This window comes from Desulfonauticus submarinus, from assembly GCF_900104045.1.
Classification (GTDB): domain Bacteria; phylum Desulfobacterota; class Desulfovibrionia; order Desulfovibrionales; family Desulfonatronovibrionaceae; genus Desulfonauticus; species Desulfonauticus submarinus.
In genome coordinates this window covers 34,521-56,647 of sequence record NZ_FNIN01000005.1, presented here as the reverse complement: position 1 = coordinate 56,647, position 22,127 = coordinate 34,521, and the positions used below count along the sequence as shown (strand labels likewise).

The following is a 22,127-nucleotide window of genomic DNA, read 5'->3' as shown; positions in this document are numbered from 1 at the left end:
TATAAGTCTTGAAAAGCTTATCAAAACAGAATACTTAAACAAATAATTCTAAAAAAGGGGTAATTAATATGCAACCTGCAATACTTTGGAAACCCATTAAAGGACAGGATATACAATGTGAGCTATGCTCTCATTTTTGTTACTTAAAGCCAGAACAAACAGGAAAATGCGGGGTTAGAATAAACCATAAAGGAAGATTATATACTCTTGTTAAAGATAAAATCGCTGCAATCCACTTAGATCCTGTAGAAAAAAAACCTCTCTTCCATTTTCTACCTGGTACCACCACACTTTCTATAGGCACTATGGGATGTAATTTTGATTGTGTGTTTTGCCAAAATCATGCCTTATCTCAGGCGCCCAAATTAAAACAAGCTATTGTAGGGCAAAACATATCTTCTCAAGAATTAATTGAAATGGCTATCAAATATCAGGCAAAAAGTATTTCTTATACTTATTCAGAACCCACTATCTTTTTAGAACTAGTTTTAGAAACAGCTCGTTTAAGCAAAGAAAAAAATCTTAAAAATATTATAGTGAGTAATGGTTTTCAAAGTCAACCCTGTTTACAAGAACTCAAAAATTACATTGATGCGGCAAACATTGATCTAAAATCATTTCAGGAAGAGTTTTATAGAAAGTATTGTGATGCCCATCTAAAACCTATTTTAAAAAACTTGGAAACCATAAAAAAAATGGGATGGTGGTTGGAAATCACTACCTTAATTATTCCAAAATTAAATGATTCAAATAAAGAACTCCAACAAATTGCATCGTTTATTAAAAAACATTTAGGTAAAGATGTTCCTTGGCATATTTCTCGTTATCATCCAAGCTATAAACTTTCAAATCCTCCCACTCCTCTCTCCACCTTAGAAAAGGCATATGAAATAGGTAAAGAAACTGGTTTAGAATATGTCTACATTGGCAATCTTCCAGGACACCATACTGAAAGTACCTTTTGTCCTAATTGTCAGAAAGTAGTAATAAAAAGATATGGGTTCCAAATACAAGAATACAATCTAGAACAAGGAAAATGTAAAAACTGTCAAACTCAAATAGCAGGAGTATTTGCCTAACACATTGTAATTAAAAATATTTGAAAGTTAAGACTATCTAGTCATTACCAAACTTGATATATTTTAAAATTCGATACCTTTGTTGGCAGTTATGCCTTTTGAATAAGGGTGTTTAATCTCTTTTATTTCAGAAATTAAATCTGCTTCCTGCTCTATAAACTTAGGTAGGCCTCTACCTGTCAACACTAAATGTACTCCACAATCTTTAGCTAAGAATAAAGTATTCTTAATTTCTTCTTCTAAAAGCAATTTTAATCCCAAAGCATATAAAATTTCATCTGCCACAACTAAAAAAAAATTACTTTTTATTTTTGTCCAAATCCAATCTAAAGTTAAAAGAGCTTTTTTGCGATGTAAGTCAAAATTTGAATTATTTCTAAAAAAACCTATCCCTCCTGCCAAAAAGTTTTTATCTAAAAGTTTTCTTAAAACCACTTGTTCCCCTGCTTGCGCATCTCGCTTTAAAAATTGAGAAAAAGCTACTTTATATCCATGGCCATAAGCTCTTATAGCTTGCCCAACTGCTGCACTTGTCTTTCCCTTTCCATTTCCTGTATACACTAAAATCATTTTTTAATTTCTCCATTTTTATATTAACTTTTCTTTAATCTTTCTAAAATTTTAGCCACACTCTCTTTTGCCTCAGCAATTATCTCTTTTTCTCCTGGAACAACTTTATTTTCCATAAGAACTTTACCATTGCAAATTACTGTATCTACACATCTACCTTGAGCTGAATAAACTAAATTGGAATAAAGATTGTGGTTAGGAACCATTAAAAAATTTTCCAAATCTACTAACATTAAATCAGCCAAAAAACCTTCTTTTATTCTGCCTGCTCTAAAATTAAATATATCAGCTCCATTAGAAGTAGCAATATCAAAAATTTCTTTAGCTTTAAAAATGGTAGGATCCATTGAATTTACCTTAGCTAAAAGAGAAGTAAACTTCATTTCTTCAAACATATCTAAGTTATTATTAGAAGCACAACCATCTGTGCCCAAACCTGCTAAAATTCCATTTTTATACATTTTATAAAAAGAACAAATCCCTGAAGCAAGTTTCATATTAGAAAGAGGCACATGAGCAATACAAACATTCTTTCTTTTTAAAATTTCAATTTCCTCTGAACCTACCCAAACTCCATGCGCGGCTAACACTTTAGCATCAAAAAAACCAATTGAATCTAAGTAGTTAACAGGCGTAAGACCATGCTCGTTAACACAATCTTCCACTTCTTTCTTTGTCTCTGCTAAATGTATATGAATCAAAATATCATGTTCTATAGCAAAATCTTTTAACCAAATAAGAGATTCTTTTGAAACAGTATAAATAGCATGAGGCCCTAAGATAAATTGAACTAAATCAGAATCTTTATTGTCAGTAAAAAACTTCTCTGTTCTTTTTTTAAACTCACTAGCTTTTTTATTATCTCCAAAATCTACAAAGACAGTAGAAATAGCTGCTCTTAACCCCATTTCCTCCACTGCTTGTTTAGCTGCCAAAGGATGCCAATACATATCACAAAAAAAGGTAGTGCCTGTTTTTATCATTTCTAAACAAGCTAGTTTAGTGCCAACATAAACATCCTCATAAGTGAGCTTTCGTTCAAATGGCCAAATATAATCATTTAGCCAAGAATGTAATTCTAGGTCATCTGCATAACCCCGAAGCAAAGTCATAGCAGCATGAGTATGGACATTAAAAAAAGTAGGCAAAGCTACTTTCTTTTGTCCATCTATAACCTTCTTGACTTTACACTCTATTTGAGAGTCAATTTTTTGAATAATTTCACCTTGAATTAAAATATCAACTTTTTTTTCCTCTAGAAAAACATCTTTAATTAGAATACTCATTTTGATAACCTCTCCTTTAAATAAACAGTAAAGACAATGCTTAGTGTTTTAAGGACACAAAGACAATTATATACTCCCATCCCCTCAAAAAGGTCAACTACCGAACCTTTGATTAAATAAAATTTATTAATCTACAATTTTTGTAGACTAGACTACAATAAATGTAGAGTAATATCTGCTCTGTCGTCTAGCTATCCAGATTATTATTAGGCTCATATAGGCTTAGCAGACTAAATTTTACTCTTTTTAAGTTAGACGGGTTTTGGCTTACACAAATAAAGCCAATTAAATTCTTACCATAGGCACACTAATTGCATTATTTAATTTTTAGAAAAATTTTAAATTTTAAGGAGGTTTTTATGGAGAAAAAAAGACAACATTCTAGACAGGCTGGTTTTACCTTGATTGAAATTATTGCTGTATTGGTCATTTTAGGTATTTTGGCAGCAGTAGCAGTTCCAAGATTTGTTAATCTTCAAAAAGAAGCTCGTATCAAGGCTGCTCAAGGTTTAGTGGCTTCAGCCCAATCTGCATTAAGTATGAAATATTCTGAAGCACTACTTCAAAATAATGGAGACGTGAATGCTACATGGAATACTTTAACAACAGCTCCTAATCCTCAAAGTATCTGTGACAATAATGTACAACGTGATGGTTATAATGGCTATACATTAACTTGTTCAGCAAATAATAATGTTATAAATATTGTGGTAACAACTCCTGATAATGAAGATGTAAATGGAACATTTACAAATCCAGGACAATAACAACACTATTATGGCCAACGGGTTTACTTTACTAGAGATATTAGCATCTCTTATAATAATAGGTATTTTAATAGCAGTTTCTGTATCCAGAGTGATATTAAGTCCAGAGGATAATATCACTCTGGATATTATAAAAAATCACGTCAGATATGCAGAGTTAAAAAGTCTAAATAGTGATTTTTTATGTGGAGTTAGGTTTCAGCCAGGCGAGTATTTTTTATTTTGTGATTTAAACAACAACAAACAAATAGATAGCACGGATATTTTGCTCCTACCTGGGCAAGAACATGAAAAAGTTGGCGTCAAATTCTTAACTACATACCATACTATTATATTTGACAACTGGGGAAGGCCCTTTGCAGATTTAGACCTAAATTCACCCATAGGGGGTAAAATTTCATTAAGTAAAAAGTATTATTTTTACCTTACCCCTGAAACAGGATTTATACCGTAGATGAACTTAAAAAAAAATTTATATAAAATTAAAGGATTCTCTTTAATAGAACTAATCCTTACGCTTGTTATAGCGGGGATCCTAGGCGCTATTTTATTTACTCTTACCAGTTCTCATCCTCTAAATAGCGTGCAACCACTTATTCTACTAAAAAAAGAAGCTACTCTGATAAACGCTATGGAGACAGTCAACGCTAAATATAGAAATAAACTTAAAACAGGATACTTAGACCTTGATAGCTTTAAAAATGAAATCAATATAATTGTAAAACAAATAGATCCAAAAATAAATACTTCTTCATATTACATACTCTTTGACAATAACCATCAAGAAATAAAAGACCTTATTAGTAAAAGAATCCTTAAAGTAGAATTAAAAAAAGATGATTTAATCATCGTAAATATTTTTACCAAATGAAAAATAAAAAAGGATTTACTCTATTAGAAATAGTGTTAGTACTTATAATCATAGGAATTGTTGCACTATTTTCTTCTTTTGGACTTATAGAAGTTGTAAATAAATATGTCAATACAAAACAAAATACTGAATATTCTTTAAAGTTAAATATAGCTGTATCGAGGATATTTCTGGAATTAAAGAATTTGGACTCTATAATATCTTATACTACAAATAGCATCATTTATACACGAGACACAAGACGATATACCTATGCGCTTGGATTAGTAGGAACTGAGTTAAAACTAAATAATACAAATGAATATCCTTCTGAAGCCAAAGGATATATTCTTTTAGATAGAGTAAAAAGTTTTTCCCTTAAACCTGAAAAATCTGATGGATCTAGCTGGCAAACTACTGATTCTATTTCGGATTTAGCCCAAATTAAAGTTAATATTAAGCTAGACACATCGCCAGAAATAGAAATAACTTTTAGTATAAATCCCTGGTTTAATGACACCTATAATGGACCAAGATGATGAAAAATACTAAAGAACAAGGTTCTATTTTATTATTCATAACAGCTGTAATGGCCATAGCCATATTAATGGCCGCAGGCATGTATGTCCTTTCTACAACTTCTTTATTGGGACAGCCAAGTTCTTTTTTAGGAGAAAAAGCAGGGTACCTGGCGGAATCTGGATACAGGTTTTTAGCAAGTGAATTTCTAAACGCAACAACACTTGAAGAAAAACTCAATAGGCTAGAAAATCTAAATGAAACCTCTTTTTACCTAAAAAAAGACGGCTCCTTTACTTTATATATATATCCTTACTTTTATCGTATCCAAAGAATACAAGGAAGAAGATTATTTTTAACGGTCCCAGGGACATTGCCCCAAAATTTAAATCTTCCTAGCAGAGGAACGATAAAAATAAAAAACTCCTTTTACACCTATAGAAATCCACGTAAGCTTAACGAACACACCATTAGAATAAGAACTAATCGCAAGGTAGAAGAAAATATAGGTGATATAGTTTGTATGGTTTTTTATCCAAGCTTTCCGCAAACCATAAGAGATGGAAGCACCTTAACTATAGCAGGTGACTCCAGAGAGCTTTCTTGTTTTCCAGATAGAAATGGACTGATTGAAATAAATGGAAAAAATTATTTTTATCATTTTAAAAAACAAGGCTCTGTATTACTTACAAACATTCGTAGCGAAGATAAAAAACCATTTATTATCCATATTACACCATTTACTCCAATTATTTTAAAGCCAACCCTAAAAATTGAATCAAAAGGAACTATAGGATCTCCTCTTAAAATAAGTAAAAAAATCTCATACTTTATTCCTATTACTAACTTAAACCTATCTGAAGAAGGTAGTACTCAAACAATCCCTTTAAGTGATGAACCAGGAGGACAAGATACATTTCAAGATTTATCTAACTGGAACACTATTGGAGGCTCACAATATGTAGATGTTACTACCTCTATAGGCACTAGCCACGGACAAACAGACAAGGTAGTAAGCTTTATAGACCCCAATCCATGGCCATGGAGAAAAAATAGATATTTTCTTCTTTTTAAGCCTAATTCAGAAATAGAAAATTATTGGAAAGAGCATGAAAAATTATTAACCTATACTGCTCAGGTAAAAATAGGGTGGGGGCATCATTTAAATTACGCCGCTACCGGAATATGTTTTCGATGGCATAAAGCTGCTTATGATTATGAAGGATACGGAGCATCTTTTATAATATACAACCGTAGATCAAATTTTTCTGACGGAATCCCAATGGGATTAAAACCACCTAATCAGGCGAAAAAATTGCTTATTGTCTTATGGAAACGGGAAAACGGCAACTTTCAATGGATTGCTTACAAAGACATACATGCAGATGCTAAAATGATTGGCTCAAGTTGGGTCTCTAGCGGAATCTTAGAAGATCTATCTTCTTTATTTGTTAGAGTAGAAGAAAAAAGAATAAATGGCCAAAAAGTAAATGATATTAAAATATTTTATGGAGACGCATCCCTTGATCCTTCAGAGCCCCATATTGGAGATAAACTTTATAATAATACCAATAGACTAGCTTATAATCCCACTTTTTCTAAAATCAGCAAAGGAAAAATCTTATGGCCCTTATGGGATTTAAGTAAATGGGAGCAAGATAAAGACTTTTTTACCTTAGTAGATAATGTACCTGTTTCTATCAACCCTCAACCTACACCTAGCCAGAGCTACTGGGTGATAAATCCTTACTCTGGCGCATCTTTACTTTCAGATGGGATTACCATAAGAGTTAGCGACTTTATTTCCCCAGAGGGAGACTCGTTTTATCCTCAAAACGAATTTGAGAGGCCAGAAATCGCTTTACATTGCTTTGGGTATTTACCAGGATATTGGTTTCAGGAATTTGTAAGTTTTTTTGACTTCGCTATTGCCTTAGGAGCAGATTCTGAAACAAATATACAAAATATTGCTTTTGGAACAGTTTACTAAGATCTTATTTTGAAATTTGACAAATTTTCATGATTTATATTCTTATCAATTTTAATAAAAAATATCCTCTATTTTTGAGGAGTTAGAAGCAATAAATACTTTACAATCAAGGTAAATTGGCTTAAAAAGTAGATAGTTTTTATTAGTAATTATTAATATCATTATGAAAAAAGATGAAATAGCTGCAACCCAAAAACTACTTGAACAAATTAGAATTCCCTCTAAAGAAAATTCTATCAATTCTTTAGAAAAATTTAAGTTTAATATAAAAAAAAATAAGACCATAATAGGCTTAGATTTAAGAGAACATTACTTAGTTTTTGCCGCCTCAGAAGCTTATGAAAACATATCTCGCTTGAAAATTATAGAAAAAATAGCCTATCCTAAAAATATTACCAAAACACACCCTGATTTTATAAAATGGTTTAAAGTAGTTATAAAAAAAATAAAATCTACCTATCCAAATGCTTTTTATTGGTTTCTTATTCCATCTAAATATGTTAAAACATTTTATTTACATATTCCTAAAGTCCCCAACAATATGCTAGAACAAACCATTCTCTCTGCAATAAAAAAAGAAGCAAAAGTAAATATAAATGTTTGGCTTTATGATTATAAAATAATTGACCATGATCTAGAAAATAAAAAATTAGGGGTATGGGCATATTTAGCAGATAAAAAAAAAGTTAAAGAGGTAAAACAATTAGCAAAAGAGGTAAACTTAAAAAATATTGGAATAACAACATATCAGTTTGCATTAGCAAATATTTTTAATCATGCCCATAAAAACATTGCTTACATTTTTATAGGAACTGACTGGTCAAGAATAAATATTTACAATAAAGGTTTAGTGCTTTTTAATAGAGAAATAAAAACAGGCTTATTAAGCTTGGCAGAAGAACTACTCACCTATATCAAAACCCAACCACCCCTAATCAAATTAATTGAAAAAACTAGTTCTGAAGATATATTGTGCACTTTAAAAAAACTTTTAACAGAAGAGCTTAATAAGAAGCATCCACTTTATCAGTTAGATAAAGACATCATTAAAAATGCTATTGCTCCTGCCTTGCGTAGATTAGTTTTACAAATCCGAAGGACAATACAATATTATACTTCTACAATAAAAAAAGAAGAGGTAAAGCAAATATATATAGCTGGTATCTCAAATTTGCCAAATTTTATTTTGGAAGAAATATATTCTAATCTCGATATTCAGGCTAGCTTTCTTACTCCTATCAAAAACAAGTTAATCTCAGTAGAAGGAATTTTTAATTTATCACCAAAAGAAGAGATGAATTTTTCTCCTGTTATCGGCGCAACCTTAGCTAATTCTAATGGAGTAAATAGTATAAATTTTTTAATTAACAAAAAACAAAAAGAAAAAATAAAAATACAAAAAAAAATATCCTCTATCATTTCCCTATCATTTATATTAATTTCTCTTATTATGTTTGGATATTATATTGTACTTCAAAATAAAATTAAAACAGAAGTTCAAAATATTTCTATTTTAAAAAAACAAATTACAACTTTCTCCCCAAAAATTAATCAAGAAATCATATTAAAGCTTGCAAATAAAATAAAAAAAGATAACGAAAATGCCAAAAAATCTATTACTTTATTAAAGCCAGTAGCGCTTTTAAAAGAAGTAGCGCTTTTAACTCCTAAAAATATTAAATTAACTTCTTTAACAATAAATACAAAAGATTCTTGGATTAGTATTAAAGGTATTACTGGAAATACAACCAATTCTTCTCTTAATATAGCAAATTATATTTTAACGTTAAAAAAATCAAAATTTTTCTCTGAAGTATCTTTACAAAACCAAGAATTAGAGGCAACAAATAAATATACTCGAAAAATTTTTGAAATAAGTCTAAAAATTAGATAATGATGAAAAATTCAATACTTGAAAACACCTCTTTTGAAATTAAAAAACATTTGGTAAGCATCTTTATTTTTATAGGATTGTTATCTATCTTGTGGATATTTTTTATTATGCCAAGTCAAAAAAAAATATCTCAACTAAAATCTACAAATAGAAAATTATCAGCCACAATAAAATTACAACAAAAACTTCTCCCTATATACACGAAATTAAGATTAAAAAGCCAAAGCGTTCCTCCAATAAAAATAATACCCCATTCTACAACTCTGCCGCACTTTAAGATCATTGTTGAGCAAAGCCTAACTCAATATCATCTAAACTTAATTTCTTTTTTGCCTGAGTTTAAAAACATCAACTCACCTAACCACTTATCCATTAAGATTTTACTTCAGGGCAAGTTTAAAACATTTTTAGACTGGTTATTATTTCTTCTCAAAAAAGGATATGTTAGTAAAATTAACCAAATATCATTAAATAACAACTATGAAACTTTACAAATATCATTAAAATTAGATATAAATTTAAGATAAGTAAGTTATGAGCAAAAGAGAAAAAATTATTTTAATTTTAGCATTTATAACCATAATTTATGGAATATATGTTTTTTTATATGAAAACACAACTCCTAGAGTATCTATTCAAAATAAAATAGACATTGAAAATCTGAAAAGACAAATAAAGCTTAATATGAGTGTTAACTTAACTCCTCTAGAGAAAGATATATTATTTCTTGTTATATCTAAAGTTAAAGACCCATTTCTTTATACATCTTTAAATAAAAACATGAAGGTTTTTACTAAACAACAAATAAAATTTGAATATAGTGGATATGTATTTATAGGAGACAAAAAGTATGCTGTTATAAATGGTAAAGAATATACAGAGGGAGAACGTTTAGATATTGGTAATTTTAAAGTTTTAAAAATATCAAAAACAAAGGTAATATTAAAAGGATCTGGTAAAAATAATATAATAACTATTCCTTTTATTGATGAAATAACAGTAAGATAAAATGGATATGAATATGATGAGAAAAAACATCTACAAATACTTTATTTTTATTGTTGGCTTAATAACCATTTTCAGCCTCAGTGCCTGTAGTTCAAAAACAGTAGAAAAAGATCCCTTTTTCGAAAAGTGGAAACAGCTAGCCAAGCAAAGTCTTGGTAACTCTCCAAGCCCTAGTTTAAAGGAAGTGGATATAGATGAAGGCTTAACAAAGCCTAGACAGAAAAAAATACCAACTACAAAAAATAAACTGCCAACTATGCCAGTATCTTTAAAAATGAAGGCAACTGACATAAAGGTCATCATCCACGCTCTGGCCAAAGCAGCAAACCAAAATATAATAACAAATTCCAATATTAGCGGAAAAGTAGATGTGAATATTAATAGAGTTCCGTGGGCAAAAGCTTTTAAAGCGTTGTTAAAGTCTAATGGATTAACGTATGTATGGGAAGGCAGTATCATTAGGGTAATGTCTAAAGAAGACTTCGCCAATGAGTTAGCAATAGAAGAAATAAAAACTAAACAAGAGGAGCAATTAGAAGCAAAAAGACAACTAGCTCCTTTGCTTACTAAAGTAATTAAAATAAATTTTGCAGATGCAAACAGTTTACAAAAGATACTATCTCAACTTCTAACCAAAGATAAAAAAGGACAACCTAGAGGAAACATAGTTGTAGACCAGCATACCAACTCTCTCATTATTCAAGCAGGAGCAACAGATTTGGAGAAAATTGTTAAATTAATCAATACATTAGACAAACCTACAGATCAAATTCACTTAAAGGCCTATATTGTAGAAGCTACAAGAAATGTAGCTAGGGATTTGGGCATTCAATGGGGTGGTAAATGGAATACAAGCCTTAACAATAAAGACCAACTCCAGCTCACCGGTCCTATAGGAAACTCTGGAAATTCTTTTGGAACAGGGAGAAGTGGTGCTGGTTTTGGTTTTAACTTTCCTACAAAAGGAGTAACCGGTTCTTCTATGGAAACACTGGGTGCAGGCCTAAATATTTTAGTAGGAAATCCTTCTGCCAACCTACTTGAAATCCAACTATCAGCTTTGGAAGAAGAAGGACAAATACATATTTTATCTAGTCCATCTCTTACCACAATGGATAATCATATGGCTTTTACAGAAAACGGGGAAAAAATACCTTATGTAACCTACTCAGACGGAGAAAAAGAGGTTAAATTTGAAGACGCTGTTTTAAGATTAGAAATGACTCCTCATGTAATAAATGATGAATATTTAAAAATGGAAATAAAAGTAAAGAAAGATGAGGTTGATTTTTCTAAAACCGTAGATGGGAACCCTACTATTTCTAAGAAAGAAACTCAAACGTCTCTAGTAGTAAGAAATGGAGAAACAATAGTAATTTCTGGGCTCAGCAAACAGACAGTGCAAGAAGCTATTTCAGGTATTCCAGGGCTTAAAGATATTCCTGGACTAGGGTATTTGTTTAAAGGTAATAATAAAAGCAAAAAATTTGAAGAAATTCTTATATTTATCACACCTACTATTCTCCAAAAAAAAGAAAAAGTAGCAAAAGATATATTTGAAGACCGTCTAACTCCAGAAGATATTTTAGAGCATCTAAAATCAACGAATAACCCTGAAGCAAAAAAGTGGCTTAAAAAAAGTACACAACTTTTAAAAGAAAAAAACTGGGATGAAGCCTTAAGAACCGCCAGTATTGCCAGTAGTCTAGACCCAGGATTAGCAAAAGCCTATTTATATCAGGCTATTTGTTATTTTCACAAAAACAAAATGGCTAAAGCCATTAAACTATGCAATAAAGCAATCCTGTTAGAACCTAAAATGGCTACTTCCTATAATATAAAAGGAAAAATATTAGAAAAATTAGGATATAAGAGAAAAGCTTTAAAATTTTTTGAAAAAGGATGTGCCTTACACAATAAAGAAGCATGCATAAATCATAAAAGACTATTTTACAATTTAGAACAATAATATGTATTATTCAGTTTTTAACCTAAAAAAAGAACCTTTTACTAACACTCCTGATCCAAATTTTTTATATGAATCAAAAACCCATAAGTACTGCCTACAACAATTAGAACTATCTATACGTTTAAAAAGAGGACTAAGTGTAGTTTTAGGTCATGTCGGAACAGGAAAAACGACACTTTGTCGACGTCTTTTAAATTTATTTTACGAAGAAAAAGACTATATATTTTATCTTATTTTAGATCCAGATTTTGATAATGAAAGAGATTTTTTAAAAAATATATATACATTATTTTACTCTAAGACTCCTCCCAATTCATTTTCAAATAAAGAATTAAAGGAACATATTAAAAATTCTATATTAGAATTTGCACACAAACAACAAGTTCCTATTCTCTTAATAGATGAAGGGCAAAAACTAAGACCTTGTATTTTAGAGTGCATACGCGAATTTCTAAATTTTGAAACAAATGAAAACAAACTTTTACAAGTCATTATATTTGCGCAAGAAGAGTTTTTTTTGACAATAAAAAGAATGCCTAATTTTTTTGATAGAATTCATATTATTTTAAAATTGCGTCCATTATATCTTTGGGAAGTAAAAAATTTTCTTATTTTTAGATTAAGAGCAGCTGGAGCAGATATTTTTACCTCTAAAGAACTATTTTCTTGGCCTGCTATTTTTACTCTTTATAAAGCATCTAAAGGTTTCCCTAGGAAACTTGTACATATAGCTCATAAAAGTTTATTACAAGCCGCTATATCCTCTGAACCTAAGGTAAAAAGAAAACAAGTAAAAACTGTATTAAAAAGAGAAAAAATTGCTACCCCGAATCGAAAAAATAAGTTTTTTGTATATTTAATTATAGCTCTCTTTATAACTCTGGCTTGCATTCTAATTATGTGGAAATCGTCTAGTATTAACTACTTTAAAATAGGCAAAAATATTTTTCATAAATACATTATTCCTACCCAAAAAGCCAGCCCTTCTATTCCAATTACTAACTTTAAAGGATTGGAAAATGAAAACTAAAAAAAAATTGGGAGAATTGTTACTCGCCGAGTCTTTAATCTCTCCTAAACAATTAAAACTTGCCCTTGAAAATAAACCACCCTCCCAAAAATTAGGACAATATCTTATTAATGAAGGTTTTTTAAAAGAAACAGATTTAGCAAATGTATTAAGTAAACAATTAAATTTACCAATCTTCACTCCTGACAAATATCCTTTGGATCCTAATTTATCTAAAACTCTACCCTTTGAAATTGCCTCAGAACATAGAGTCGTTCCTCTTGAGGATAAAGGAAGAATTTTAGTTCTGGGGATGGAAGACCCTCTTGATATAGAAGCAGTTGATTCTGTGGAATTATACACTAATAAAGAAATTGACCCTGTTGTTTGTACTCCATCTCAAATTGAACAACTCCTAAGCACCTTATATGGTGGAAAACAAAACCTAAGTGAGGTGATTGAGGAAATAGATAATTTAGAAATAAGCTCTCCAGATGATCTAGATACCTCAGATGATTTAGAAATATCTAATCTTACAGGTTTAGCTAAAGAAGCTCCTGTTATAAGATTAGTAAATTCTATTTTAACTCAAGCAGTAAGAGAACACGCAAGTGATATACATTTAAGTCCTGAAAAAGAACGAATACAATTACGTTTCCGTATAGATGGTACATTATATGAACGTCCAGCTCCACCTAAAAAAATGTTTCTAGCCATAGCCTCTAGAATAAAAATCCTTGCTAACATGGACATAGCAAACACCCGCATTCCCCAAGATGGACGTTTTACTATAAAAATAGAAAATAAAGAAATAAATGTAAGAGTTTCATCTCTACCAACTATTTATGGAGAAAATCTTGTCCTCCGTCTTCTAGATATGGGCAGAAAAATATATTCCCTTGAAGAAATGGGAATGGATATAGAGGACAGACTTAAGATAGAAAAAATTATTCAAAATCCTTATGGAATGATTCTAGCAACAGGACCAACAGGAAGTGGAAAATCTACTACCTTATATGCTATTTTAAATATGATAAACCAACCAGAAATTAATATAATCACTCTAGAAGATCCAGTAGAATACAGGATGAATAATATTAGACAAGTCCAGCTAAATAAAAAAGCAGGGATGACTTTTGCCACTGGATTACGCTCTATTTTACGCCAAGATCCTGATGTAATTATGGTTGGAGAAATTAGAGACCTAGAAACTGCCCGAATTGCAATTCAAGCAGCTCTAACCGGGCACAAGTTACTAAGTACTCTTCACACTAATGATGCTGCTAGTTCTATCACCAGATTTATAGATATGGGAATAGAGCCTTTTATGGTTGCTTCTTCTTTAATGCTCTCAATTGCCCAAAGATTGGTGAGAAAAGTATGTCCTTACTGTCAAGAAAAATACACTCCTGATAAAAAAATAATCCATTACCTTGGATTAAATAAAGTAGACATAGAATACAAAAGGGGGAAAGGGTGTCCCCAATGTCACTACACGGGATTTTCAGGTAGAGTTGGAGTCTATGAAATTCTTATAAATGATGATGAAGTACAAGAACTCATTCTAAAAAATACTCCATCTAAAACTTTAAGACAAATTTTAATCAACAATAAAAAATTAAGAACCTTAAAAGAAGATGTATTAGAAAAAATAAAGAAAGGAATTACTATCCCAGAAGAAGCAATTAAAGTTGTATTGAGCTAAGAAATAGGTATAATAAGCATATGGAATATAAATATACGGCAATTACAGAAGACGGGGAATTAATAGAAGGAGTAATCCAAGCAAACTCTAAAGAAAATGCTGAAAGCATTTTGCTTGAAAAAGACTTATACCCTCAAAAAATAGAAGAAAATTTTGATTCTATATCCAAAAATTCTATCTGGAAAAGCTTAAAAAGCAAATTATTTCCCTTAAAAACCCCAGAACTAATCATATTTACAAAACAATTTAGAACCATGTTTAAGGCTGGGTTGTCTATAGTAGAAATCTTATCCATTTTAGAAAATCAAGTAGAAAATATAAAACTCCAAGAAATTATTATAGAAATGAAAAAAGATATCCAAGAAGGAAAAACCCTATACCAAGCTTTCTCTAAACATCCTAAGACCTTCTCCCGTTTATACTGTGCAATGATACGAGCAGGTGAAACTAGCGGTTCTTTAGTAGAAGTAATGAATAGATTATGCTATCTTTTAGACCATGAATATAAAGTAAAACAAGATATTAAATCAGCATTACAATACCCTATGATTGTGTTAATAGCCTTAACTGGAGCATTTTTCTTTTTACTTACCTTTGTAATTCCAAAATTTGTTCTTATCTTTAAAAACGCAGGTATTCAACTTCCTCTTCCTACAGTTATGGCACTGAATCTATATCATTTTTTAATTACTTATTGGTATTTATGCCTACTTTTTCTTATTGGTACGATAGTAAGTTTAGCATTATATTTTAAAACAAAACAGGGCAAAATAGTGCGGGATACCATTCTCTTAAAAACTCCAATCATTGGCCCTGTATTTCAAAAAGCAGCTATGTCTAGATTTTCTAGTATTTTTGCAATTCTCCAAGCAAGTGGTATAGGTGTATTAAAATCTATTGATATATTATCAGATACTATAGGAAATGCCGCTATTTCTCAACAGTTTGAGAATATAAGAGAAAAATTAAAAGAAGGAAGAGGCATTTCTGGACCTTTAAAATCTGCTAAATTTTTTACCCCAATGGTGATTTCTATGATTGCTGTTGGAGAGGAAACAGGGAATCTTGATGAAATGCTAAGTGAAATATCGAAACACTATGATGAAGAAGTAGAATATGCTGTTCAAAAGATGTCAACTAATATTGGACCTATTTTAATAGTAGGTTTAGCTGCAGTTGTGGGATTTTTTGCCTTAGCTATATTTATGCCAATGTGGGATCTCACTAAAATGGCTGCTAGATAATTATGAAGAAATTCCTTAGAAAAAAAATCTTTATATCACCTGAAATTTTAATTTCTTTTATTGTTGGCGGAATAGGATTTTTATTTTTTATCATCAGCATCTATATTCAAAAATATCATGTATCCTTTAAGCTTGCAGCTGCTTTTGTTGTGTTTTTAGTAATGTTTTTTTTGACCTTATCTCTTATAAAACTATTATTAAAACCAATAGATGAATTTGTGGAAAAAGTTTCTCCCTTTATCTCTAAAGAAAAAAAAGAGGTAGAACGTATCAAGCAAGATTTAAAATATGAGCCAATTTTTAATCATGCCTATGGCGTAGTGACAAAGGCTATTTCTTTAGTAGAAACTAAAAAATTCTTTCCAGATATTATCTGTCAGAGCAAAGTAATGCGCCAAGTTCTTCAACAAGTATTAACTGTGGCTCCTACAGATTCCACAGTTCTCATCTTAGGAGAAAGTGGTACAGGCAAAGAGTTAATTGCTGAACATTTGCATAAACTAAGTGCTCGACATAATGGGCCATTGATTAAAATAAACTGTGCTGCTCTGCCAAAAGATTTAATAGAGAGTGAACTGTTTGGATATGAAAAAGGTGCTTTTACAGGAGCAATAAAAAGTAAACCAGGTAAATTTGAGCTTGCTCATAAAGGAACACTTTTTTTAGATGAAATAGGAGACTTACCTTTAGAGCTTCAAGGCAAGTTATTACGAGTACTAGAAGACAAAAGAGTAGAAAGACTTGGAGGTAAACATCCTAAAAAAATAGATATTCGTATTATTGCAGCCACGAACAAATCTTTAGAACAAATGATTAAAAAAGGAACTTTTAGAGAAGATTTATTTTTCAGGTTAAATGTTTTTCCTATACATCTTCCACCATTAAGAAAACGTAAAGAAGACATTCCTATTTTAGCTGAATTCTTTTTAAAAAAACATTTTCCTGAAAAAAAACTACTTCCTGAAACCCTTGCCCATCTATTAAATTATTCATGGCCAGGAAATATAAGAGAACTATTCAATGTCCTAGAAAGAGCTGCCCTTTCTTCTTCCAATAATATAATCTCTCCTGAGAGCCTACCATTTATAAATAAAGAAACTATTTCTACTCCTATAAACCTAACTACACCTTTAAATCTTGACCAAAAACTACAGGAAATAGAAAAACATCTTATTTTAAATGCACTATATCAAACTAAAGGGATTCAAAGAAAAGCAGCTAAAATCTTGGGAATAAAAGAACGAAGTCTCTGGCATAGAATAAAAAAATATAATCTAGACCCTAATCAGTTTAAATAACAAACAATATCAATCTACTTATATAAAAGCTTACTGGCAATATTTTCTTATCATAAGAGAAGATGACTTTTTTCTTGGCAAGGCAAAAACTTTGTGCTATTTTGAACAAGCTCTTTAAAAAGAAAGTAAAAAAATTGAGGAGGTTTCTCATGGCTGTTTATGTTTATGGACACAAAAACCCTGATACAGACTCTGTCTGTGCTGCCATTGCTGTAGCTGATCTTAAATCCAAACTTGGTGTAGAAGCCAAACCAGCTATGCAAGGCGAATTAAATCCAGAAAGTAAATTTGTTTTAGAAAAATTTGGCGTTGATGCCCCAGAATTTATTGATTCTGCCAAAGGTAAACAACTCATTTTAGTAGACCATTCTGATTTAGCCCAGAGTTTAGATGACCTAAAAGAAGGTGAAATTTTAGGCATTATAGACCATCACAAATTAGGTGATGTAACTACTCCCAATCCTTTAGAATGTTGGATTTGGCCTGTAGGATGTACCTGTACTGTAATCAAATCTATGTATGACTTTTTTGGAGTTGAAATTCCTAAAAATATTGCAGGGATTATGCTCTGTGCTATCTTAAGTGATACTGTTATCTTCAAATCCGCTACTTGCACAGATAAAGATAAAGAAGCTGCAGAAGCCTTAGCTAAAATTGCAGGTGTTGACGATTTACAAGCCCTTGGCATGGAAATGTTTAAAGTAAAATCTGCAGTAGAAGGCACACCTATTAGAGATTTACTATTCCGCGACTACAAAGATTTTGATATGAGTGGGAACAAGGTTGGTATTGGACAACTAGAAGTAGTTGATCTATCCATCTTGGATCCTGTCAAAGATGACCTTTATGAAGAGATGAAAAAAGTCAAAGAAGAAAAGGGTGCTCATTCTATTTTCCTCATGCTCACAGATATTATGAAAGAAGGAACTGAGTTATTGGTAGTTTCTGATGACGCATCTGTAGTAGAAAAAGCTTTTGGCAAAGCTGTTGAAGGTCGTTCTGTATGGTTAGATGGAGTAATGAGCCGTAAAAAACAAGTAGTACCAAACTTTGAAAAGGCCTTTGCTGGTTAAATAAAGTATATAAAAGAGAGGCTTATTTTATAAGCCTCTCTTTTTAGTATCAAATCCAAATAGGCGAAAACTCTTTACCTGTTATACATTCTCCGCCGTTAGAAGTTACTAAAAAAGTATTTTCCACCCCTACCATACCAATAGAAGGTAAACCTATTTTAGGCTCAAGGGCAATTACCATGTTTTCTTCAAGTGGATCTTTAATTTTTTTGGCCAAAGGCGGATACTCATCAATAAAAAGCCCTATTCCATGTCCCAAAAAATTAACCTTATCTTCCTTTAACCCCATAAAGCCCTGTTCAAAACCTTTTTTCTTGGCAAATTCTACTGCTTTTACATAAATCTCTTCTGGCAACACCCCTGGTTTTAACATTTCCCTTGCCTGTTCTTGAATTTCCTCACAACACTTTTGAGCATCTAAGACCTCCCGCGCAGGCTTATAATTTTTTGAAAAATACACTTGAGTTTTATCTGTATGATAACCTTGATAACAAAATCCAACATCTATAGTTAAAGGCTCATTTTCTTCCCAAACTTTATTAGGAGAGCCCATTTGTGGAACTAACGGATGGACACCTCTCAAACAAAGTGGACCATTAAAGGCACTTCCATAAATACCACTATCTCCTGCTGCAATATGTCCTAAAAAAATTTCTTCTCCACATGCCTGCATTCTCATAAGTCCTGCATGTTCTAACTCGAAAAATACCTTCCACAACTCCACACTTATTTCATATTCTGTCATTTTAGGTCTGATTTTTAAAGGAAGATGTTCTCTTAATCCCAACCAATGCCTATTCCCAGCTTCTCTTAATAGCTCTAGCTCATAACGAGTTTTAACGCTTCTAGTCTTGGCTAAAAGATAATCTGCGTTAATCATTTCAAAATTTTTTAGTTTATTCTGCCAAAGCTCAGCCAATTCCCAAGTAAGACCTCTTTTTTCTACACCAATCGGTGTCTTTAATTTATATCCAAAGTCTTTTAGAATTCCCTCTACTTGCGAATATGAACGAAAAGATACCACAGAAGAAATTTTTGCTTCCTTTTTAGCCCTGCCAAGTCCCTTTCTACAAAACAAAATGGGTTCACCAACTAATGGTAAATACAAAAGACCATTGGCCCATGTTCCAGTAAAATAATAAATAAGCGTACGAGAAAAAATAAAAATATCCTTTGTTGGAAAACTTAATTGTTCCCACTTATTCCGCAACTTTTGAAGACGAAAGGCAATTTCTTCTTTAGTTAATTCTTTAAACATAAAAAATACTCCCTTTCTATTTATTCTAAAAGAGTATAATCCATACTTCTCTTTTTAGGTACAAATCCAGCTCCTGCAATAATTTCCCGCAATTTTTCCTCTGGCAGCCTAAAACAAACTCCTGTAGCCTTGACAACATTTTCTTCAATCATGGTAGAGCCAAAATCATTTGCTCCCCAAAAAAGAGCCATTTGTCCAACTTTTGGCCCCTGAGTAACCCAAGATGCTTGAATATTAGGAACATTGTCCAAAAATAATCGACTAAGGGCTAAAAATCTTAGATATTCTACTGAAGATACTTCAGGGACATCAATTAAAGTATTTTTAGGCTGAAAGGTCCAAGGAATGAAAGCAGTAAAGCCGCCTGTTTTGTCTTGCAATTCCCGAATTCTTTGCAGATGTTCTAAACGTTCTTCAAAAGTCTCTACATGACCAAACATCATAGTGGCAGTAGTCTTAAACCCAAGGGAATGAGCATCTTCCATAACTTTTAGCCACGTGCTAGCATCGCACTTACGAGGAGAAACTTTTTTCCGAACTCTATCTACTAAAATCTCTGCTCCTCCACCAGGAATAGAATCCAAACCAGCCTCTTTTAAATGAAGCAACACTTCTTTTATAGATATATTTTCTTTTTGAGCCAAAAAACTTATCTCTGGAGGGGAAAAACCATGAATCCAAACACTTGGGAAACGTTTTTTTAAAAACAATAACATATTCTTATAAAAATCTAAATCCAAATCAGGATTCATTCCACCTTGCAACAAAATCTGATAACCACCTAAGGAAACAGTTTCTTCTACTTTCTTAGCTAATTCATCAAAACTTAAAACATATCCTTTCTTTGAATTAGGAGGGGCATAAAAAGCACAGAATTTACATCCAGAAACACAAATATTGGTATAATTTATATTCCTATCTACAATATAACTAACTACTGGTTCTGGATGAAGCTCAAACCTTTTTTTATGAGCCATTTTCCCCAAATTAAAAAGGTCTTGTTCTTGCCAAAGCTCAAGAGCTTGTTTAAGGGTTAACCGAGACATGACTGCTCCTTGCTAAAAATTTAAATTCAACATAGTTTTTTTTAACACAAGCGACAAGTTTTGAAAGTGAAAAATTATATTTTTGGTTAAGATGCTCATTTTTAAAAAATGAATAAATTTTTTGCTAATAGTTAAAAAAATTTAAACTCTAATTTGACTCCAAAGGAACATTAAACACTAATAAATTTTACTCTAAAATATAATTATACCTCACCCAAGAATATATTTGACATTTTTAACATTGTAATTACGATGTATATATAGACACAAGATGTTCAAAATTGGAGTAAATTGGAAGAATATCTATAATAAAAAATGTTCTGTTTGTAGTAATCTTAGTAATTAAACTAAAAAATTTATTTAAAAAATTGCTATTTTTTTAAAACTACACATAAATAAAGGTAAAAAATGGATAAAGAAATATTTTATTGTCAAAAGTGCGGACATTGTTGTGAAGGAAAAGGAGGAATAGTTGTAAGTTTAGAAGAACAAAATAAAATTTCATCATTTTTAAATCTTTCCATAGAACAATTTCAAAAAAAATATTTAGAAAAAAACCAAGACAAAGATGTAATAAAAACAAAAAACAATGTTTGTATTTTCTTTGATCCTAAAAAAGGATGTGGTATTCATCCAGTAAAACCAAAAGTATGTGCTGCCTGGCCTTTTTTTAGAGGGAACCTAGTTGATGAAAATGCCTTTGAAATGGCCAAAACTTATTGCCCTGGAATTAACAAAAATGTTTCTTTTGAAAAATTTAAAAAATATGGCATCTCTTATCTCAAAGAAAATAACTTAATTTGTGAAGAAAAAAAAGGCCCTACCGCCCTTCAAATAAAAGATTTACTTTAAAAAATGAAAGATATAGCTCATTATTTCACAATTCTTCAACTAAAACCAGACGCATCCCTTCAAGACGTAAAGGCTGCGTACAGGCGGTTGGCTTTTAAGTATCATCCTGACTTAAACCCTTCAAATCCAAAGGCCACTTTGAAATTTCAAGAAATAAACCAAGCCTATGTATATCTAAAAAACTATTTAAAACACAAACCTTCTTCTCCTCATAAGCAAAAACAATCTACTTCTCCGAAAAAATCTCCAAAGCAAACGGCAAACAAAACAGAATTTAAAAATGCCTCATCAGGACGCCAAACATTTAATAAATCGCAAGAAGAAATTTTAAAAGAAATACTAGAAGATCCCTTTGCTCGGAAAGTATTTGAGGATATTTTTGCTCAAGCCCAAACTCAAAAAACTTCTCCCACAAAAAGTTTAGCGTATTTTAAAGAAATAATTAAGTCTTGGTGGATAAACCAATTAAACCACGAACAAACTATTTATTTAGCACCTTCGCAAATAAAAGCTGGTACAAAAATCAAAATTACAATAAATCAAAAATTTTCCTCTAAAACCCAAGTAGAAATCACTATTCCTCTAAATTATAAAATAGGACAACCTATTAGATTAAAAAAATTAGGACGCAAATTTGGACCATGGCAAGGAGACCTTTATCTTAAAATCTATCCTAAAAATTCAAATTAAATCATATCAGGGAATCCATT

The 22,127-nt window shown here is 31.2% G+C and carries 21 protein-coding genes; 17 read left to right on the top strand and 4 right to left on the bottom strand.

Annotated elements, in window-relative coordinates; translation table 11 throughout:
• The first annotated feature begins 68 nt into the window (after positions 1 to 68).
• The gene (gene amrS / locus BLP60_RS06170) at positions 69 to 1,079 is read left to right on the top strand and encodes an AmmeMemoRadiSam system radical SAM enzyme (protein ID WP_092065059.1); all 1,011 of its coding nucleotides are present in this window, start codon (positions 69 to 71) and stop codon (positions 1,077 to 1,079) included.
• Positions 1,080 to 1,142: 63 nt separating this feature from the next.
• Here the strand turns inward: amrS and BLP60_RS06165 are convergent, their stop codons facing one another.
• Together BLP60_RS06165 and BLP60_RS06160 are read right to left on the bottom strand one after the other, a co-directional pair.
• Positions 1,143 to 1,649, bottom strand: a complete 507-nt coding sequence (locus BLP60_RS06165; RefSeq protein WP_092065056.1) for a cob(I)yrinic acid a,c-diamide adenosyltransferase — start codon at positions 1,647 to 1,649, stop codon at positions 1,143 to 1,145.
• 23 nt (positions 1,650 to 1,672) lie between these two features.
• Entirely contained in the window at positions 1,673 to 2,935 is a 1,263-nt protein-coding gene (locus BLP60_RS06160; RefSeq protein ID WP_092065053.1) for an amidohydrolase, read from the bottom strand.
• A 359-nt stretch (positions 2,936 to 3,294) separates the two neighbouring features.
• Here BLP60_RS06160 and BLP60_RS06155 point away from each other — a divergent pair, with 359 nt between their 5' ends.
• The 14 genes from BLP60_RS06155 (at position 3,295) to BLP60_RS06090 (ending at position 18,261) form a co-directional block, all read left to right on the top strand.
• Positions 3,295 to 3,702 (top strand): type II secretion system protein, encoded by a 408-nt coding sequence (locus BLP60_RS06155; RefSeq protein ID WP_092065050.1) that lies wholly within the window; start codon positions 3,295 to 3,297, stop codon positions 3,700 to 3,702.
• Positions 3,674 to 4,156: a type II secretion system protein gene (locus BLP60_RS06150; RefSeq protein WP_092065047.1), complete on the top strand. Its 483-nt coding sequence runs from the start codon at positions 3,674 to 3,676 to the stop codon at positions 4,154 to 4,156. Before BLP60_RS06155 ends, BLP60_RS06150 begins: the two co-directional genes overlap by 29 nt.
• Positions 4,157 to 4,573 carry a type II secretion system protein gene (locus BLP60_RS06145; RefSeq protein WP_092065044.1) on the top strand — a complete coding sequence of 139 codons (417 nt, stop codon included), beginning with the start codon at positions 4,157 to 4,159 and terminating at the stop codon, positions 4,571 to 4,573. It begins immediately after the preceding gene.
• Positions 4,570 to 5,091, top strand: coding sequence for a prepilin-type N-terminal cleavage/methylation domain-containing protein (locus BLP60_RS06140; RefSeq protein WP_092065041.1), 522 nt, complete (start codon positions 4,570 to 4,572; stop codon positions 5,089 to 5,091). Before BLP60_RS06145 ends, BLP60_RS06140 begins: the two co-directional genes overlap by 4 nt.
• Positions 5,088 to 7,061 carry a hypothetical protein gene (locus tag BLP60_RS06135; RefSeq protein ID WP_159427695.1) on the top strand — a complete coding sequence of 658 codons (1,974 nt, stop codon included), beginning with the start codon at positions 5,088 to 5,090 and terminating at the stop codon, positions 7,059 to 7,061. Before BLP60_RS06140 ends, BLP60_RS06135 begins: the two co-directional genes overlap by 4 nt.
• A 163-nt stretch (positions 7,062 to 7,224) precedes the next feature.
• On the top strand, positions 7,225 to 8,955 hold the full coding sequence (locus BLP60_RS06130; protein WP_092065035.1) for a PilN domain-containing protein: 1,731 nt from the start codon (positions 7,225 to 7,227) through the stop codon (positions 8,953 to 8,955).
• A gap of 2 nt (positions 8,956 to 8,957) precedes the next feature.
• The gene (locus BLP60_RS06125; protein WP_092065032.1) at positions 8,958 to 9,482 is read left to right on the top strand and encodes a hypothetical protein; all 525 of its coding nucleotides are present in this window, start codon (positions 8,958 to 8,960) and stop codon (positions 9,480 to 9,482) included.
• Positions 9,483 to 9,489: 7 nt separating this feature from the next.
• Positions 9,490 to 9,963: a hypothetical protein gene (locus tag BLP60_RS06120; protein WP_092065030.1), complete on the top strand. Its 474-nt coding sequence runs from the start codon at positions 9,490 to 9,492 to the stop codon at positions 9,961 to 9,963.
• Position 9,964: 1 nt separating this feature from the next.
• Positions 9,965 to 11,932 (top strand): type IV pilus secretin PilQ, encoded by a 1,968-nt coding sequence (gene pilQ / locus BLP60_RS06115; protein ID WP_092065027.1) that lies wholly within the window; start codon positions 9,965 to 9,967, stop codon positions 11,930 to 11,932.
• 1 nt (position 11,933) lies between these two features.
• Entirely contained in the window at positions 11,934 to 12,962 is a 1,029-nt protein-coding gene (locus BLP60_RS06110; RefSeq protein WP_092065024.1) for an ExeA family protein, read from the top strand.
• Entirely contained in the window at positions 12,952 to 14,646 is a 1,695-nt protein-coding gene (locus BLP60_RS06105; RefSeq protein WP_092065021.1) for a GspE/PulE family protein, read from the top strand. The genes BLP60_RS06110 and BLP60_RS06105 overlap by 11 nt, the downstream gene beginning before the upstream one ends.
• Positions 14,647 to 14,666: 20 nt before the next feature.
• Positions 14,667 to 15,890, top strand: coding sequence for a type II secretion system F family protein (locus tag BLP60_RS06100; RefSeq protein WP_092065018.1), 1,224 nt, complete (start codon positions 14,667 to 14,669; stop codon positions 15,888 to 15,890).
• A gap of 2 nt (positions 15,891 to 15,892) precedes the next feature.
• Positions 15,893 to 17,188, top strand: coding sequence for a sigma-54 interaction domain-containing protein (locus tag BLP60_RS06095; RefSeq protein WP_234970964.1), 1,296 nt, complete (start codon positions 15,893 to 15,895; stop codon positions 17,186 to 17,188).
• Between the two features lie 149 nt (positions 17,189 to 17,337).
• The gene (locus BLP60_RS06090) at positions 17,338 to 18,261 is read left to right on the top strand and encodes a manganese-dependent inorganic pyrophosphatase (protein ID WP_092065014.1); all 924 of its coding nucleotides are present in this window, start codon (positions 17,338 to 17,340) and stop codon (positions 18,259 to 18,261) included.
• A gap of 49 nt (positions 18,262 to 18,310) precedes the next feature.
• Here the strand turns inward: BLP60_RS06090 and BLP60_RS06085 are convergent, their stop codons facing one another.
• Entirely contained in the window at positions 18,311 to 19,519 is a 1,209-nt protein-coding gene (locus tag BLP60_RS06085) for a M24 family metallopeptidase (RefSeq protein ID WP_092065011.1), read from the bottom strand.
• A gap of 20 nt (positions 19,520 to 19,539) precedes the next feature.
• The gene (gene mqnC / locus BLP60_RS06080) at positions 19,540 to 20,565 is read right to left on the bottom strand and encodes a cyclic dehypoxanthinyl futalosine synthase (RefSeq protein WP_092065008.1); all 1,026 of its coding nucleotides are present in this window, start codon (positions 20,563 to 20,565) and stop codon (positions 19,540 to 19,542) included.
• A 408-nt stretch (positions 20,566 to 20,973) separates the two neighbouring features.
• On the opposite strand from mqnC, the gene BLP60_RS06075 reads away from it, so the two are divergent.
• Positions 20,974 to 21,417: a YkgJ family cysteine cluster protein gene (locus tag BLP60_RS06075; protein WP_092065005.1), complete on the top strand. Its 444-nt coding sequence runs from the start codon at positions 20,974 to 20,976 to the stop codon at positions 21,415 to 21,417.
• Between the two features lie 3 nt (positions 21,418 to 21,420).
• On the top strand, positions 21,421 to 22,107 hold the full coding sequence (locus BLP60_RS06070; protein ID WP_092065002.1) for a J domain-containing protein: 687 nt from the start codon (positions 21,421 to 21,423) through the stop codon (positions 22,105 to 22,107).
• The last annotated feature ends 20 nt before the right edge of the window (positions 22,108 to 22,127 follow it).

Excerpts from the sequence above, each read along its gene's own strand:
- amrS (WP_092065059.1), top strand. The coding sequence starts at position 69 with ATGCAACCTGCAATACTTTGGAAACCCATTAAAGGACAGGATATACAA.
- BLP60_RS06165 (WP_092065056.1), bottom strand. The coding sequence starts at position 1,649 with ATGATTTTAGTGTATACAGGAAATGGAAAGGGAAAGACAAGTGCAGCA.
- BLP60_RS06160 (WP_092065053.1), bottom strand. The coding sequence starts at position 2,935 with ATGAGTATTCTAATTAAAGATGTTTTTCTAGAGGAAAAAAAAGTTGAT.
- BLP60_RS06155 (WP_092065050.1), top strand. The coding sequence starts at position 3,295 with ATGGAGAAAAAAAGACAACATTCTAGACAGGCTGGTTTTACCTTGATT.
- BLP60_RS06150 (WP_092065047.1), top strand. The coding sequence starts at position 3,674 with ATGGAACATTTACAAATCCAGGACAATAACAACACTATTATGGCCAAC.
- BLP60_RS06145 (WP_092065044.1), top strand. The coding sequence starts at position 4,157 with ATGAACTTAAAAAAAAATTTATATAAAATTAAAGGATTCTCTTTAATA.
- BLP60_RS06140 (WP_092065041.1), top strand. The coding sequence starts at position 4,570 with ATGAAAAATAAAAAAGGATTTACTCTATTAGAAATAGTGTTAGTACTT.
- BLP60_RS06135 (WP_159427695.1), top strand. The coding sequence starts at position 5,088 with ATGATGAAAAATACTAAAGAACAAGGTTCTATTTTATTATTCATAACA.
- BLP60_RS06130 (WP_092065035.1), top strand. The coding sequence starts at position 7,225 with ATGAAAAAAGATGAAATAGCTGCAACCCAAAAACTACTTGAACAAATT.
- BLP60_RS06125 (WP_092065032.1), top strand. The coding sequence starts at position 8,958 with ATGAAAAATTCAATACTTGAAAACACCTCTTTTGAAATTAAAAAACAT.
- BLP60_RS06120 (WP_092065030.1), top strand. The coding sequence starts at position 9,490 with ATGAGCAAAAGAGAAAAAATTATTTTAATTTTAGCATTTATAACCATA.
- pilQ (WP_092065027.1), top strand. The coding sequence starts at position 9,965 with ATGGATATGAATATGATGAGAAAAAACATCTACAAATACTTTATTTTT.
- BLP60_RS06110 (WP_092065024.1), top strand. The coding sequence starts at position 11,934 with ATGTATTATTCAGTTTTTAACCTAAAAAAAGAACCTTTTACTAACACT.
- BLP60_RS06105 (WP_092065021.1), top strand. The coding sequence starts at position 12,952 with ATGAAAACTAAAAAAAAATTGGGAGAATTGTTACTCGCCGAGTCTTTA.
- BLP60_RS06100 (WP_092065018.1), top strand. The coding sequence starts at position 14,667 with ATGGAATATAAATATACGGCAATTACAGAAGACGGGGAATTAATAGAA.
- BLP60_RS06095 (WP_234970964.1), top strand. The coding sequence starts at position 15,893 with ATGAAGAAATTCCTTAGAAAAAAAATCTTTATATCACCTGAAATTTTA.
- BLP60_RS06090 (WP_092065014.1), top strand. The coding sequence starts at position 17,338 with ATGGCTGTTTATGTTTATGGACACAAAAACCCTGATACAGACTCTGTC.
- BLP60_RS06085 (WP_092065011.1), bottom strand. The coding sequence starts at position 19,519 with ATGTTTAAAGAATTAACTAAAGAAGAAATTGCCTTTCGTCTTCAAAAG.
- mqnC (WP_092065008.1), bottom strand. The coding sequence starts at position 20,565 with ATGTCTCGGTTAACCCTTAAACAAGCTCTTGAGCTTTGGCAAGAACAA.
- BLP60_RS06075 (WP_092065005.1), top strand. The coding sequence starts at position 20,974 with ATGGATAAAGAAATATTTTATTGTCAAAAGTGCGGACATTGTTGTGAA.
- BLP60_RS06070 (WP_092065002.1), top strand. The coding sequence starts at position 21,421 with ATGAAAGATATAGCTCATTATTTCACAATTCTTCAACTAAAACCAGAC.